This window comes from Promicromonospora sp. NPDC052451, from assembly GCF_044547525.1.
GTDB lineage: Bacteria > Actinomycetota > Actinomycetes > Actinomycetales > Cellulomonadaceae > Promicromonospora.
In genome coordinates this window covers 15,666-30,713 of the sequence record NZ_JBIUAP010000005.1, presented here as the reverse complement: position 1 = coordinate 30,713, position 15,048 = coordinate 15,666, and the positions used below count along the sequence as shown (strand labels likewise).

Genomic DNA, 15,048 nt, shown 5'->3' with positions numbered 1-15,048 from the left:
GGGGACCATCCTCGGGTCGGTCCTTGGGTCCGTCCGCGCGGCCCATGAGGCGGCCGTCTTTCGCCATGCGGTGCCCGAGGGTGACTTCCGGCGCGGCCCCGCCCCCGCAGGGCTACTTTCGGTCCATGAGCGGCGACGGACGGACGTTCGGACGGTACGTGACCTCGGCTGCGCTGACCGCGGGCCTCGCCCTGGGTGGCCTCGTGCTCCCCGTGGTGCCACTCCCGGTCCAGGCGGCGAGCCCGGTCTCGCCCGAGATCGAGAGCGTGCGGCTCACCCGGGTCGACCCGGCGGCCCGGGCCGAGCCGAGCGCGGACGACCCGCCCGTCGGCCATGCGCACGACGAGTCCGGCGACGCCGCACCGCGCGCCACGGAGCGTTCCACGGGCACGGAGGCCACGCGCCCGGAAACAGCGGGCCCGGACGCCGCCGACCCCGCCCCGCCCGGCCACCTGGCCGCCCTCGCCGCCCGCACGGCCACGCGCGACTTCCTCGTCGCCGGCGTCACGTGGGACGGCGCCACGGGCGAGACCGTGACCGACGTCGCCCTGCGCGTGCGGGAGGCCGGCCGGTGGAGCGCATGGCAGGAGCTCGGCGTCGAGGAGGCGCAGGTACCGGGGTCCCGTGCCGGCACGGAGCCGTTCGTCACGTCGGGGGCGGACGCCGTGCAGGCCCGGGCGGCGACGGTGAGCGGGCGTCCGCCGTCGGGCATGCGCGTGGACGTGATCGATCCCGGCAGCTCGCCCGCCGACCGGAACGTGGGCGCGGCGGCGGGGCCCGCGGCCTCGGCCGCCGCGGCCACGGGGTGGGAGCCCAAGCCGCCCGTGGTGTCGCGCAGGATGTGGGGCGCCGACGAGTCCCTCGGCTCGCCGTGGCCCGAGACGTCGGGCACGCTCAAGGCGATCTACGTGCACCACACGGCCGGGACCAACACGTACTCGTCCGACCAGTCGGCGGCGATCGTGCGGGGGATCCACGCCTACCACACGCGCTCGAACGGCTGGCCGGACATCGGCTACCAGTTCCTCGTGGACCGGTACGGGCGCGTCTTCGAGGGGCGCCGCGAGGCGCAGCTGCACAACCCGATCGGCGCGCAGGCGGGTGGCTACAACACCGGGACCATCGGCGTCTCGGCCATGGGCAACTTCGTGACGGCGGAGCCGACGGCGGCGCTCGTGCGCGGCCTGGAGCGGGTGCTGGCCTGGAAGTCGTTCGAGTACGGGGTGCACCCCACCCAGACCACGCGGCTCCGCACGGGGCAGGGGACCAGCACGGCCAAGGCCGCGCCCGGCACGGTGGTGACGGTCCCGACGATCCTCGGGCACCGGCACACCAACCGGACGGCGTGCCCCGGTGACCGGCTGAACGCCAGGCTGCCCGCGCTGCGCTCGGCCGTGCACGACCGGGTGCTCGCGGAGTACCGGCGGCACGGCGCGGTGCGGCTGCCCGCGTCCCCGCGGCCGCACGCCGTGAGCTCGCTGCGCACGCCCGTGCAGTGGCGCCCCGAGACGGCGTTCGCCTGGGACGCCGTGCGCGGCGCCGTGCGGTACGAGGTGCTGCGCCGCAGCGGGCACTTCACGTCGACCCGGCCCTACGACCCGTACTGGTACGAGTTCGCCTCCACGGCCCGCACGGCCACGACCGTGTACACGCCGCCGGGGGAGAACGCGGTCTACGGGGTCCGGGCCGTCATGGCGAACGGGCGGCGCAGCCCGGTGCGCGTCATCACCACCACGACGCGCGACGTCCTGCACGACGACTGGGACGTGTACGGGTGGCAGCGGATCAGCCGCCCCGGCTACTACAACGGGCACGCCTACCGGACCACGGCGGCGGGCCAGGACATCAAGGTCTACGCCGCCCGGAACATCACCCGGGTGCACGTCATGGCGCCCACGGGGCGCGGCTGGGGGCGGGTGGCCGTCTACGTCGGGGGCACGCGGTACGGCGTGCTCGACCTGTCCTCGGCGACGCACCGCGACCAGCGGGTGTTCCAGGTCGACCTCGGCGGAGCGCGGTCGGGCCGCGTCGTGCTCCGGTCGCTGGACAGCGGCAAGGAGGTCCGCGTGAGCGGGATCGGCGTCGTCCGGCCCTGAGACGGCCTGCGTGCCCGGCCTGTGGTGGCAGGCCGGGCACGGGCGTCAGCCGCGGATCTTGCGGACGACCTTCTTGCGCAGCTGGGACCGGCGGGTCCGCTCGTCGACCCAGCTCATGGCCGGGTGCCGCAGCGCCGTGCGCGCCGTGTCCAGGGTCGCCTTGACCATCGGGTTCTGCCGGGGCGCGCCCGGCAGGCCGAGCATGGTCAGCCGCTGGTTCGCGATGTAGCGGGCCCGGTCGTGCGGGTTCGCCTGGCTGAGCCACGCCACGGCGGCAGCACGCCGGTCCGAGAGCGACTTCGGCTGCATGCAGTACGACACCGTGTCCAGGAGCTGCTGCAGCTTCTCGGGCGAGTCGAACGCCCCGTCCGTGCGGTGCAGGGCGTCGACGACGGTCACCGGGATGCGGTTGCTGTTCTCGTAGGGCTTGAGGCGCTTCAGCAGCTCCCCGGTGTCCACCGCGACGGAGCGCACCCCGAAGATCGACCGCGCGGTGACGAGCGCCGTCGAGAAGCAGCCCACGATGGCGGTGACGTCGGACGAGGCCAGCATGACCTCGACCGGCAGCGGGTCGGTGACCACCTCGAGCGTCACGCCCGCGTCCTTCGCGGCCCGCTCGACGGGGGCGAGGAACCCGGGCGGCGCGGACGGGTGCGGCTTGAACCGCACGACCTGCGCCCCGGCGTCGGCCGCCGCGCGGATCATGCGGGCGTGCATGTCCGCCTCTTCCTGCATCGTGACCAGGCTGAGCGCCGCGAGGTACTGGCCCACGACGATCGCGGCGGGCGGCTGGGCCTCGTCCGCGGTGGGGGCGGACTTGGCGGCGATCTCCTCGACGACCTTGCGGAACGCCTCGCTCGGGATGACGGTCGGCTGCACGCCGTACTCGCTCAGCAGGACCGGACGCAGGCCCGGGACCAGGTCGAGGTGCAGCAGGCCGTCGAGCCGCTGGACGATGTCGAGCGGCAGGTCGTTGCGCGTCGGTCCGTAGCTCATCAGGCCGTCGGCGTACACCGTGATGCCGCCGTTGTGGAAGATGCGGGCCAGCGACTGGGCGGGGTTCACCCACACGGACTCGGCGACGATGTCGACCTGCCCGTCACCGAGGCCCCAGTAGTTCCGCAGCAGCCGCTCCAGCAGCGGACGCTCGCGCGGCCCCGGCTTCCAGTCGGCCGGGTGGATGGGCGCGATCAGGTCCGTCAGGTGCACCACGCGGTCGAACCGGGCGAGCACCGGGGCGGAGCCCTCGATCTCGTCGGCGGCGGGCGTGAGCTCCGGGGCGAACGCGTTGTTCACCACGAGCAGCACGCGCTCGCCGTCGGGCTCCCCGAGGAGGCCCGCGTCGGCGGCGGCGGCCGCGGTGGCGGCGCCGAACAGCGTCGAGGCGACGACCAGCTGGGTCATGACTGCACCTCCTGCTGTGCCTTGAGCGTCTTGTCGTGGGGGAGGTCGGCGGGCAGGAGCCCGTGCAGCAGCCGTTCGCGCTTGCGCGACATCTGGCTGGCCTCCTGGGCGAGCACGTCCTGCCGCAGGCCGGCGAACAGGTCGCGAGCTCCGCGCCGCAGGTCCCGGCGCACGTCGTGCGACATGTTGGCGCGGCGGCTCATGTGGTGCGCGATCAGCGCCAGCGCCGTCCGGGTCAGCTTGGGCAGGAACTTCTCGGCCTCGCGGTCCGCCTCGACGATGTCGAACGTCTGGCGCAGCGCGGGCATGATGTCGAGCTGCCGGCGGTCGAACGTCGCGGTGAGCGACGTCGACACGGTGCGGCGGTAGCAGAGGGTCGGCGCGTCGATGGTGGCGTACGCCCGGGAGCGGAGGAACAGGTCCCAGATCCAGGGCCGGTCCTCGGCCGTGTGCAGGCCCTCGGGGAACGTGAGCAGGCCGTCCTTGCTGATCGACCGGTCGAAGATGCCGGCCCAGCTGTACGGGTAGTCGACCATGGTCGAGTAGTTGACCGGGAGGATCGAGTCCCGCGGGTCCAGGACGATGCCGCGCCGCGCCTGCGGGGCCCACGTCACGTCCCGGCGGCGGGCGCGGACCGCCGTGTGGTCGGTCCGGATGAAGTCGACCTTGAGCGTGTCCATCGCGTCCATGAGGTGCGCGAGGCGTCGCGGGGCCAGCCAGTCGTCGGCGTCCGCGAACGCGACGTACGGGGCCGACGTCGCGGCGATGCCCTGGTTGCGCGCGCTCGCCGCACCGACCGGGACCTTGTTCTCGACGACCTCCAGGTTGGGGAGGCGGTCCGAGAAGGACCGCGCGATCGCCGCGGTGTCGTCGGTCGACCCGTCGCTGATGACGACGACCTCCAGCTCGCGGGGATCGTCCACCTGCTTCGTCAGGCTGGTCATCAGGTCGCCGATGTACTCACCTGCGTCCTTGCCGGGCACGATGACGGACACGCGTGGCCGCGTGGTGATGCTCATATAACCGGTTCCCTCGGTCGGGGTGAATCGGGCTGAGGCGCGCGCGGACATCGTCCGGCCAGCGCCGTCCGGCAGTCATTCAAGCACACGGAACGGCGCCGATCCTGGCAAAGCGGGCCGTCCGCCCGGAACCTCGCCCGGCACCCGCAGGATCTTCACCCGCCTCGCCGCCACCGGCGCCATGACGGGTCAGGAACCCGCGACGGGCGCGAGCACCCGCGCGAAGTCCGGTGCGAGGGTCGGCCCGTAGACGTCGGAGATGTGGTTGAGGTCGGCGTACACGCTCACGCCGCCGAGGACGGCGGGGCACGTGGTCTCGTCGCAGAACCGGTCGGTGAGGTCGACGACGGTCACGTCGGCGGCGGCCGCCTCGGCCGCCTCCTCGGTGAGACCGCGGCCCGCGAAGGCCTCGGCCCGCGGCACCGCGCAGGCCCCCGGGTCGGAGTAGTGGCTGCCGACGCAGGCGAAGACGTCCTCGCGGGGCAGCGGGGTGTCCTTCATCGCGAACACGCGCGCTCCGGTGCCGGCCAGGGCGTCGTACGCGGCGGCCAGCCCGGTCCGCCCGTGCCGGCCCTCGCCGTCGGCCTGGAACTCGGAGCCCTCGTAGTAGGCCGAGACGACGGCGTCCGGCTGGAGCCGGGTGATCTTCTCCAGCGTGCGCTCGTTGGCCGCGACGCAGTCGTCGGCGCCCGGGATGGTCCGCGGCGTGAACGAGAAGGGGCAGGAGTTGCGCAGGAACGTCACGACCTTCCAGCCGTTCGTCTCGGCGGCCTGGATGATCGGCTGGGCGAACATGCGCGCGTGGGAGTCGCCCACCACCGCGATCACGGTCTGGCTGTCCGGGTGGCCGTACTCGCACATGGCCGTGTCGTCCTCGGGCCGGTCCTGGTCGCAGTCCTTGCTGTCGACGAGCCACAGGGGCTTGTCCGCGGCGCCGGGGTTGGGCAGGATCGCCGGCTGGTCCGTGATGAACGGCGCGTAGCTGCCGTCGCGGGTGGCACCGGCGCCGAACCTGTCGTTCCCGGCCGCCCGGGCCTGCTCGACGGCGGCAGCGCCCTGGTCCCACTCCTGCTCCTGGGTGGCGGGCTTGATCCAGAACACCGAGGCGCTCCCGGCCACCAGCAGCATCGCGACCAGCGCCGCCACGAGGGCCCGCGCATCGCTCTTCCGGGCCCACGCCGCCTTGCGGAACGGCTGCTCGACCCAGTTGTAGGACGCCCAGGACAGCGCGAACATCACGGCCAGGAGGGCGATCACCTCGAACTTGTTCGCGTGCCGCCCGGCCCACGCGACGAAGTAGATGGCGACGGGGAAGTGCCACAGGTACAGCGAGTAGGAGACGTTGCCGACCCACTGGACGGGTCGCAGGTCCACGAGCCAGCTGAGCGACCCTACGCCGCTCGTGCGGCCGGCGGCGATCACGGCGGCGGTGCCGAGCACCGGCAGGAGCGCGTTGGCCCCCGGGAAGGGGGACGCCGCGGTCAGGGCGAAGGCGCTCCAGGCGATCGCGCCGAGGCCCGCGAGGGCGAGCAGCGCGCGGGGCAGCCGCAGGCGGTCGGTGTAGCGCAGCAGGACGGCGAGCACGCCGCCCACGCCCAGCTCCCAGAGCCGGGTGGTGGTCACGAAGTACGCGGACGGGTCACCCTGCCCGACCAGCACCACGCTCCACACGAACGACGGGATGATGACCAGGGCGAACGCGACCGTCAGGCAGGCGGCCAGCGGTGCGCTGCCCCGCCGTCGGGCGATGCGGGTCGCGGCCAGCGCGGCGAGCGTGACCACGAGGGGCCACAGCAGGTAGAACTGCTCCTCCACGGCGAGCGACCAGAAGTGCTGGAACGGCGTCGCGGCGTTCTCCGAGGCCGAGTAGTCGACCGAGTCGGCCGCGAGGATCCAGTTCTGCACGTAGAAGATCGAGCCGAGGGCCTGGCGCCCCAGGGCGCGCAGCTCGGCCAGCGGGAGCACGAACGGCGCGGTGACCACGACGGCGAGGATCGCGAGCAGGCTCGCGGGCAGGATGCGCCGGGCGCGGTTCGCCCAGAAGTGCCCCAGGCGCAGCCGGCCGGTGGCCCGCACCTCCTTGACCATGTGCCCGGTGATGAGGAAGCCCGAGATGACGAAGAACACGTCGACGCCGACGTAACCGCCCGGCATCAGGTCCGGACGCAGATGGTTCGCCACCACCAGGAGCACGGCGAGCGCGCGGAGCGCCTGCACCTCGGGAAGGAACGTACGGGTCGAGGAGGCGGCGGGGGGCGCGGGCGCGGGGAGCGGTGCAGGCCCGGGGCGTGTCTCGGTCGCGGTCGTGTTCACAGGGTTCCTGATCGTGCGGGGCGGGCTTGCTCGGGTGAAAACTTGGGTGAAAGCCAGAGGATACAAGGACCGTCACCCACCGGGACGGTCGTGAGGGCTGGTGCACTACCCTGAGGTCAGCAGAGGGCCGGGACCGTGCCGGTCCCGGAACCCGCACTCCCGAGACTACGAGGAATCCGCTGCACATGTCAGTCAAGGCCGACCCGTCGGCGATCGTCATCATCCCCGCCCGGGGCGGCTCGCAGGGCGTCCCGCTGAAGAACCTCGCCCGGGTCGACGGCATCACGCTGGTCGGCCGCGCGGTCCAGGCGTCGCTGGCCGCGCCGTCGGTGGCGCAGGTCATCGTCTCGACCGACCACGAGGAGATCGCCGCCGAGGCCCGGTCGCACGGGGCGCGCGTCGTGGCGCGTCCCGCGGAGATCGCCGGCGGCACGGCGTCGTCGGAGTCGGCGCTGCTGCACGTGCTGGACCGGGTCGAGGCCGGTGACGGCGGCCTCCCGCCGCAGGAGATCCCGCCCGTGACGGTGCTGGTGCAGTGCACCTCGCCCTTCATCGACCCCGAGGACCTCGACACCGCGATCCGCCGCGTGGCCGGCGGCGAGAAGGACGTCGTGGTGGCCGTCGCGGAGACGCACGACTTCCAGTGGCGCATCGACGACGGCGTCGCGAGCCCGGTGGGACACACCACGGACTACCGCCCCCGCCGGCAGGAGCGCGCGCCGCACTTCCGCGAGACCGGTGCCTTCTATGTGATGAGGACCGACGGGTTCCGTGCAGGAAGCACCCGCTTCTTCGGCGACGTCGGCATCCAGCCGGTCGCCTCGGAGTGGGCCATCGAGATCGACGAGCCGCGCGACCTCTGGCTCGCCCGCCAGCTCGTCGACCAGGACGTCGACGCCGCGCCCGGCCCGCTGGACGTCGACGCGCTCGTCACCGACTTCGACGGCGTGCACACGGACGACCACGCCTACGTGGACCAGGACGGCACCGAGCAGGTGCGCGTGAGCCGCGGCGACGGCATGGGCGTGTCCCGCCTGCGCCGCACGGGCCTGCCGATCCTGATCCTGTCGACCGAGACCAACAAGGTGGTCGCGTCCCGCGCCGACAAGCTCAAGGTGCAGGTCATGCACGGTGTGGAGGACAAGGCGTCCGCCCTGCGTGCCTGGATCGCCGAGCAGAACCTGGACCCCGCACGCGTCGCCTACGTCGGCAACGACGTGAACGACCTGGCCGCCATGGCCGTCGTCGGCTGGCCGGTCGCGGTCGCCGACGCCCGCCCGGAAGTGAAGGCTCAGGCCCGCCTCGTGCTGTCGCGCGAGGGCGGGAACGGCGCGGTTCGCGAGATCTGTGACCGTATACTCGCTGCGCGTCCGGGTGAAGTCGCCGCGAGTTCGGCAGCCGCCCAGACCCCCGTCGTCACCGGTTAGTCCCGACGACACGTAACAGCACTACCCTGTGCTCGACCCCTTCGGAAGGACCCTGTTATGAGCGCGACGAACGCGCAGCCCGCGCCGGTCACGATCGGCGACCTGCAGGTCGGCGCCGACCAGCCCGTGTACGTGATCGGTGAGATCGGCATCAACCACAACGGTGACGTCGAGATCGCCAAGAAGCTGATCGACGTCGCGGTCGAGGCCGGATGCCAGGCCGTGAAGTTCCAGAAGCGCACGCCGGAGATCAGCACGCCGAAGGACCAGCGCGACAAGATCCGTCAGACGCCCTGGGGCGAGATGACGTACCTCGAGTACAAGTACAAGGTCGAGTTCGAGGAGCCGGAGTACACGGAGATCGACGCGTACGCCAAGGAGAAGGGCATCCAGTGGTTCGCCTCTCCGTGGGACGCCCCGTCGGTCGAGTTCCTCGAGAAGATGAACGTGCCGACCCACAAGGTCGCCTCGGCCTCGGTGACGGACCACGAGATGCTGCGTGCGCTGGCCGACACCGGTAAGCCGATCATCCTGTCGACCGGCATGTCGACGCTGGAGCAGATCGACGCCGCCGTGGAGATCCTGGACACGAGCAAGCTCGTGATCCTGCACGCCACGTCGACCTACCCGCTTCCCCCCGAGGAGGCGAACCTGCGCACCATCACGACGCTGCAGGAGCGCTACGGCGTGCCCGTCGGCTACTCGGGCCACGAGACCGGCCTGCAGATCTCGCTCGCGGCCGTGGCGCTGGGCGCCGTCGCCGTGGAGCGGCACATCACGCTGGACCGTGCCATGTGGGGTTCGGACCACGCCTCCTCGCTCGAGCCCAAGGGGCTGGAGAACCTGGTGCGCGACATCCGCATCCTCGAGAAGGCCCTCGGTGACGGCCAGAAGCGCGTCATGCCGGGCGAGTTCTCGCCGATGTCGCGTCTGCGCCGCGTCGACGCCTGAGCGTCGGCACCGGACAGCACCAGCTAGGAGAAGGCGGGCACCCCACGCCGGGTGCCCGCCTTCGCCGTACGGAGAGGAAAGCTGTGAGCGAGCGGGACGAGTCGTCCAACCTGCCGCGGGCGACCGTGGTCGCCGTCGTGCGTGACGAGGAGCCGTACCTCGAGTCGATGGTGCGTTCGGTCCTGGGCCAGGACTACCCCCATCCGCTGCACCTGGTGCTCGCGGTGGGCCCGTCGAAGGACCGGACCCGGGAGATCGCGGACAAGCTCGCGGTCGAGACCGGCCGGGTCACCGTCGTGGACAACCCGACCGGCTCCAAGCCGCTCGGCCTGAACGCCGGCCTGGCCCTCATGCCCGAGGGCCACACGATCTTCGTCCGCGTGGACGGCCACACCGTGGTGGAGCCCACGTACGTCCGCCGTGCGGTGGAGGCCCTCCTGGCGTCGGGCGCCGACGGCGTGGGCGGGCAGATGCTGCCCGTCGGCGACACCCCCACGCAGCGGGCCGTGGCCCGGGCGATGAGCCACCCGGCGGGCCTGGGCGCGGCGTCGTTCCACACGGGCGGCGAGGCGGGGCCGGCCGAGACCGTGTACCTGGGCACCTTCCGCCGCGAGGCGCTGGAGCGGGTGGGCGGGTACTCGCCGATCTACGTGCGCGCGCAGGACTGGGAGCTGTGCCTGCGCCTGCGCACCAGCGGCAGCCTGCTGTGGTTCGACCCGTCGCTGGTGGTCGACTACAAGCCGCGGCGCACCCTGCGGGAGGTCGCCAAGCAGTTCTGGCGCACCGGCATGTGGCGCCGCGAGGTGATCCGCAACAACCCCGACACGGCCAGCATCCGCTACCTCGCGCCCCCGACGGTGGTCGTGGTGCTCGGCGTCTCCGTCGCGGCCGCCGTCGTCGGCGCGTTCGCGGGCCTGACCGGGCTGGTCGTCGCCGGCCTGGTGCCGCCCGTCGCGTACGCGCTGGGCGTCTGCGTGGCGTCGGCGCACGCCGCGACCCGCAGCCCGCGCCTGGACGCGGCCGCGGCGCTGCGCCTGCCCGCGACCATCGCCGTCATGCACATGGCGTGGGGCGCGGGGTTCCTGCGCGGCCTGACCGAGCGGGTCCGGGTCGACGACGGCTCCTGAGCCCCGCCGTCGGGCGCAGTCCTGCGGTCAGACGTGAGCCCCGCTGTCGGACGACAGCGGGGCTCCGGGCTTCTCGGCGCAGGGCGCCTCAGCTGGTGCCCGTGACCTTGTCCAGGGCGCGCTTGACCGGTCGGCCCGTCGCGAGGATCGCTCCGTAGACCGACGGCGGCAGCACCGATTGCGCCACGACCTTGGCGTGGCGGCGGGCGGACCACGGCTCGACGTCCGGCAGCGGGGTCAGCTCGCCCGCGGCGCGCAGCCGGGCGAGCTCGGCGATCGCGTCCGGCAGCTCGGACTCGGCCGCGTGGAGGTAGTTCTCGTCCAGCCAGCCGGCGTCGGGGACCGGGCCGCCCTCGTGGAAGGCCTTGCCCGCGTCGGCGAGCGAGATCATGCAGCCGCTGCCGGCGAACGGTTCGTTGAGCAGCGTGGCGTCCACGCCGAAGTCGTCGACGAGCGCGGTCGGCAGGTGCAGGGCCAGCGACTCCAGGGCCGCCGTCGAGCTCACGGTCACCAGCGCCGTGCCGGGCTGCAGCCACTCGGCCATCGGGCCGTCCACGAACCGCACCGCGTCGCTGCGGTGGCCCAGGCGCTCGTGCTCGGCGTCCCAGAGCTCGTCGTAGGGGTGCGCCTCGTTGTGCGTCTGCCGCTCACCCTTGCGGGCGCGCAGCTTCACGATCACCTCGAAGCCCTCGTTCGTCAGGTGCGCGAGGCCGTCGAGCAGCCGGACGCGGTCGTCGCGGTCGTTCGGCACCTTCGCCTGCGCGGCGAACACGACGCGCTCGGTGGGCCGGGAAGGGATGGCCGTGAGCCGCTCCAGGAACGGCAGGTGCCCCAGGACGACGCGCGGAGCGGCGTCGTGCGCGGCGAACGCGTCGCGGTAGGCGGCGATCTCACGGCGGCTGTGCACGACGAACGCGTCGCACCAGCGCCGCCAGGCCGTCCCGCGCGGAGTCGCGGGCAGCGCCATCCCCGGCAGGCCGGTGACGAGAGCAGGCCGGTTCGCCGGGTCCGCCCGGACCACGATCCGCGCCACCATCTCGGCGACGGGGCCGGTGGCGGCGACCAGCACGACGTCGGGCCGGGCCTCGCGGACGTGCTCCTTGAGCTCGCGCAGGCTCAGCACCGGGGGCCGCACCACGGACGACCCGGCCACGGCGGCCGCGATCTGGTTCGTGGTGGGGACGATCGGGGTGCGGACCAGGACCGCCGAGCGGGCCAGCCCCTCGTCCTCGGGCGCGCCGATGCGATCGAGCGTGGCGCAGGCCCACTTGAGGTACGAGTCGCTGTCCGCGACGGCGAGCACGCGGATGGTCATCCGTGGTCCTCCGGGTTGTTCTGGTCGATGAGGGGCGGGGTGGCGCCGGGGTGGGGCGTGCCGCCGGGCCGGTGGAGCGCGGCCGCGTCGGCGGCGAGGCGGAGCACGCCCGAGAGGTGGGCGCGCAGGCCGGGCGTGGCGCGGGACGTCCACCAGCCGTCCTCGACGGGCTGCGGCGTCACCGCCACGCCGCGAGGGCTGAGGATCGAGGTGAGCAGCACCGCCGCCGTCGACGGCAGGCTGACGACCCGCTGGGGTGCCGTCATGCCGCGCAAGCGTAGCTCCACCGGCGCCTGCGCCGAGTCGAGCGTGACGCCCGGCAGAGCGCCGACGCGGTCCAGGAGGTCCGGCACCTGGCGCCGGTGCGGCAGGTAGCGCAGGGGACCGTCGGCCGCGAGGCCGCCGACCCAGGCGACATAGGCGTCGGGGTCGACCAGCCCGTCCGCGGCCAGCGCGGAGCCGATCACCACCGTGGGCTCGGCGGGGGCGTCGCCGACGGGCACGCCGGCGAGCCACGCGAAGTCGTTGCGCACGACGCCGAAACCCTGGGCCACGAGCTGTGCGCGGACCGCGGGGTCCAGGGGGAGCGAGGTGAACAGGGTGACCCGTCCCTCGGCGGCGAGCCGGCGCAGACGACGGGCGGCCGCGGCGCCGAGCTGCCGCCGGGGTCCGCCGGTCTCGGCCCGCATGCGCACCAGCGGCTCGCGGGCGGCGAGCCGGCGGGCCAGGTCGAGGGTGGCGAGACCGTCGTCGGCCAGCACCACACGCTCCAGGCCGCGCCGCAGCAGCGCAGTGGCCTGGAACAGGCCCGAGAAGGCATCGCCCACCAGCCAGACGGGCTCGTGGGCGGACAGGGCGGCGCGGCGTCCGGCGAGGTCGGTCTCCAGCCCGTCCGGCAGCCCGAAACCGCGCACGGCCTCCAGGGCGACGTCCAGGGCGGGCACGTCGTCACGCACGTGGACCCGGGTCGGGGCGCCGCCGTATCCCGCGGCGTGGGCCTCGATGGTGCACAGCAGCTGGAGCGGCGACTCCACCAGTGCCCCGGCGGGCCGCGCCGGCCGGGCAGGCAGATCGGCCGGGACTGGGCGGGCGGTCAGCACGCCGTGCAGTCTCTCACGCGCTCGCGCGCGCGGCGCACGCCCGGTGCGGAGCGCGGACGCGGCCCGTCGGGGCCGTGCGGGGCACCCGGCGTGGAGCGCGCGTGGGGCCCGCGTGCGACACGCGTGGGGAAGGTGTGCGCGCGCCACGCGGCCCGGCCGAGGGCGAGCGCGGACGCGGGCCTCTCACCTGCGCGAAGACCGGCTGGAGACGAATCCGATGGATGCAGTAGGGTTTCGGTGCGGGCCGATAGCATCCCTGGTCCGACTAGGATTTGAGGTGGCCGTGCGCTCCCGGCCCCACCACAGAGACAGGAATCCCTGCGCATCGTGAGCAATCCGACTACCGATGTGGCTGCGCCCAAGGCGCCGCCCGCCAAGGGTGGCAAGAAGCAGCCCCCGCCGCCGATCGTGCCGAGCACGACATCGGCCGAGCGGCTCGCGCTCGCCGCGAAGTATGGTCTGAAGCCCCTGAACGTCCGCCCGTCGCTGGGCGAGTACATCCGGGACGTCGCGCGACGCTGGCCCTTCATCCGGGTCATGGCGTCGTCCACCGCCTACGCGAAGAACCAGAACAACTACCTGGGGCAGCTCTGGGCGGTCCTCAACCCGATCCTGAACGCCGCCGTGTACGTGCTGATCTTCGGCCTCATCCTCGGCGTGAGCCGCGGCGTGGACAACACCGTGGCGTACATCGTCATCGGCGTGTTCATGTTCCGGTTCGTCGAGGCCTCCGTCACCGGCGGCGCCAAGTCGATCAGCAGCAAGTCCCAGCTCCTGCGCTCCCTGCACTTCCCGCGCGCGGTGCTGCCTCTGTCGTCCGTGCTCTCGCAGCTCGCCACGCTGATCCCCGCGATCGTGGTGATGTGCGCGATCGTGCTGCTCAGCGGCCTGATCCCGGGGTACGAGCCGGAGCGGATCACGTGGTGGTGGCTCCTGCTGCCCGCGGCCGTGGCGCTGCTGTGCCTGTTCAACATGGGCGTCGCGTTCCTCATGGCGCGGCTCGTGGCCACGACGCCGGACCTCGACAACATCATCAGCTTCGTGATGCGCCTGGTGATGTACGCGTCCGGCGTCATCTTCCCGGTCACGAACTACGTGCACGACAAGCTCGACCTGGGCGGGTGGCGGCAGACCGCCGTCGAGCTGCTGTTTGACTACCAGCCCGTCTCCGTGTACCTGTACCTGGTGCGGTCCACGCTGATGAGCGAGGAGACCATCCCGCAGGACGGCACGATGTGGATCATGGGCGGCGTCTGGGCGGTGCTGTTCTTCGTCATCGGCTTCATCGTCTTCTGGCGCGCCGAGGAGAGGTACGGACGTGACTGAGGCCGAGGCACACATGGACTTCGACCTCGAGCTGGAGCCCGAGGACCTGGACGAGGAGGCGCCCGAGACGAAGCTCGGGGACCCGTGCCTCGTCGTCGACGACCTGCACATCGTCTACCGCGTGATCGGCGCCCGGGGCAAGAAGGCCGCCGGTGACGCCCACATCACCGAGGTGAACGAGAAGCAGTCGTTCCTGCGCCGCCTGATCAGCTCGGGCCGCCAGCACGTCGGCGCGGTGAGCGAGGTGCACGCGGTGCGCGGCATCTCCTTCACCGTGCGGCACGGTGAGTCGGTGGGCATCGTGGGCGTCAACGGCTCGGGCAAGAGCACCCTGCTGCGGGCCATCGCGGGGCTGATGCCCGCCAAGTCGGGCAGCGTGCACGTCTCGGGCGAGCCGTCGCTGCTCGGCGTGAACGCCGCGCTGATGCCGCAGCTGTCGGGCGAGCGGAACATCATGATCGGCGGTCTCGCGCTGGGCCTGACGCCCAAGCAGGTCGAGGAGCGGTTCGACGACGTCGTGGAGTTCGCCGGGATCGGCGACTTCGTGTACATGCCGATGCGCACGTACTCCTCCGGCATGGGCGCGCGCCTGCGGTTCGCCATCTCGTCGTCGGCCCAGCCCGACATCCTGATGATCGACGAGGCGCTGGCCACCGGCGACGCCGCGTTCAAGGCGAAGTCCAAGGCGCGCATCGAGCAGGTGCGGGAGAACGCGGGCACGGTCTTCCTGGTGAGCCACTCGATCTCGACCATCGAGGCGATGTGCAACCGGGTCCTGTGGATCCACCAGGGGCAGCTCGTCATGGACGGCCCCGCGCACGTCGTCGCGGAGGAGTACAAGGAGTTCGTCCGCGCCCAGCGTCCTGCGGGCAAGGGGCCGGGCAAGGGCCCGGGCCGCGGCTGACGCGACAGTCCCGACAGCGCGAGGGCCCGGTGACCGACTCGGTCACCGGGCCCTCGCGCGTTCCCG

At 72.8% G+C, this 15,048-nt stretch carries 11 protein-coding genes; 6 read left to right on the top strand and 5 right to left on the bottom strand.

Features of this window, described 5'->3' with window-relative positions:
- Positions 1 to 125 precede the first annotated feature (125 nt).
- Positions 126 to 2,096, top strand: a complete 1,971-nt coding sequence (locus tag ACIG47_RS10080) for an N-acetylmuramoyl-L-alanine amidase (protein WP_397430686.1) — start codon at positions 126 to 128, stop codon at positions 2,094 to 2,096.
- Between the two features lie 45 nt (positions 2,097 to 2,141).
- On the opposite strand, the gene ACIG47_RS10075 is transcribed toward ACIG47_RS10080, so the two are convergent.
- The 3 genes from ACIG47_RS10075 to ACIG47_RS10065 form a co-directional block, all read right to left on the bottom strand.
- Entirely contained in the window at positions 2,142 to 3,500 is a 1,359-nt protein-coding gene (locus ACIG47_RS10075; protein ID WP_397418510.1) for a polysialyltransferase family glycosyltransferase, read from the bottom strand.
- A complete protein-coding gene (locus ACIG47_RS10070) occupies positions 3,497 to 4,519 on the bottom strand; it encodes a glycosyltransferase family 2 protein (RefSeq protein ID WP_397418512.1) in 1,023 nt (340 codons plus the stop codon). Before ACIG47_RS10070 ends, ACIG47_RS10075 begins: the two co-directional genes overlap by 4 nt.
- Before the next feature lie 189 nt (positions 4,520 to 4,708).
- Complete coding sequence (locus ACIG47_RS10065) at positions 4,709 to 6,832, bottom strand: acyltransferase family protein (protein WP_397430685.1); 2,124 nt, start codon at positions 6,830 to 6,832, stop codon at positions 4,709 to 4,711.
- Positions 6,833 to 7,017: 185 nt separating this feature from the next.
- Between ACIG47_RS10065 and ACIG47_RS10060 the strand changes: the two genes are divergently transcribed.
- From ACIG47_RS10060 to ACIG47_RS10050, 3 genes are all read left to right on the top strand, one after another.
- Positions 7,018 to 8,259 carry a cytidylyltransferase domain-containing protein gene (locus ACIG47_RS10060; protein ID WP_397430684.1) on the top strand — a complete coding sequence of 414 codons (1,242 nt, stop codon included), beginning with the start codon at positions 7,018 to 7,020 and terminating at the stop codon, positions 8,257 to 8,259.
- Positions 8,260 to 8,316: 57 nt separating this feature from the next.
- Positions 8,317 to 9,210: an N-acetylneuraminate synthase family protein gene (locus ACIG47_RS10055; RefSeq protein ID WP_397418518.1), complete on the top strand. Its 894-nt coding sequence runs from the start codon at positions 8,317 to 8,319 to the stop codon at positions 9,208 to 9,210.
- Positions 9,211 to 9,293: 83 nt separating this feature from the next.
- On the top strand, positions 9,294 to 10,337 hold the full coding sequence (locus ACIG47_RS10050; RefSeq protein ID WP_397430682.1) for a glycosyltransferase family 2 protein: 1,044 nt from the start codon (positions 9,294 to 9,296) through the stop codon (positions 10,335 to 10,337).
- Between the two features lie 88 nt (positions 10,338 to 10,425).
- Here ACIG47_RS10050 and ACIG47_RS10045 read toward each other — a convergent pair whose 3' ends face one another.
- Positions 10,426 to 11,652, bottom strand: a complete 1,227-nt coding sequence (locus ACIG47_RS10045; RefSeq protein ID WP_397430681.1) for a DUF6716 putative glycosyltransferase — start codon at positions 11,650 to 11,652, stop codon at positions 10,426 to 10,428.
- Entirely contained in the window at positions 11,649 to 12,752 is a 1,104-nt protein-coding gene (locus ACIG47_RS10040) for a hypothetical protein (RefSeq protein WP_397430680.1), read from the bottom strand. Before ACIG47_RS10040 ends, ACIG47_RS10045 begins: the two co-directional genes overlap by 4 nt.
- 327 nt (positions 12,753 to 13,079) lie before the next feature.
- On the opposite strand from ACIG47_RS10040, the gene ACIG47_RS10035 reads away from it, so the two are divergent.
- Positions 13,080 to 14,078, top strand: a complete 999-nt coding sequence (locus ACIG47_RS10035) for an ABC transporter permease (protein ID WP_397430679.1) — start codon at positions 13,080 to 13,082, stop codon at positions 14,076 to 14,078.
- Entirely contained in the window at positions 14,071 to 14,982 is a 912-nt protein-coding gene (locus ACIG47_RS10030) for an ABC transporter ATP-binding protein (RefSeq protein ID WP_397430678.1), read from the top strand. The genes ACIG47_RS10035 and ACIG47_RS10030 overlap by 8 nt, the downstream gene beginning before the upstream one ends.
- The last annotated feature ends 66 nt before the right edge of the window (positions 14,983 to 15,048 follow it).

Bases quoted from the DNA above. Each gene is read 5' to 3' on its own strand.
- ACIG47_RS10080 (WP_397430686.1), top strand. From the start codon at position 126: ATGAGCGGCGACGGACGGACGTTCGGACGGTACGTGACCTCGGCTGCG.
- ACIG47_RS10075 (WP_397418510.1), bottom strand. From the start codon at position 3,500: ATGACCCAGCTGGTCGTCGCCTCGACGCTGTTCGGCGCCGCCACCGCG.
- ACIG47_RS10070 (WP_397418512.1), bottom strand. From the start codon at position 4,519: ATGAGCATCACCACGCGGCCACGCGTGTCCGTCATCGTGCCCGGCAAG.
- ACIG47_RS10060 (WP_397430684.1), top strand. From the start codon at position 7,018: ATGTCAGTCAAGGCCGACCCGTCGGCGATCGTCATCATCCCCGCCCGG.
- ACIG47_RS10055 (WP_397418518.1), top strand. From the start codon at position 8,317: ATGAGCGCGACGAACGCGCAGCCCGCGCCGGTCACGATCGGCGACCTG.
- ACIG47_RS10045 (WP_397430681.1), bottom strand. From the start codon at position 11,652: ATGACCATCCGCGTGCTCGCCGTCGCGGACAGCGACTCGTACCTCAAG.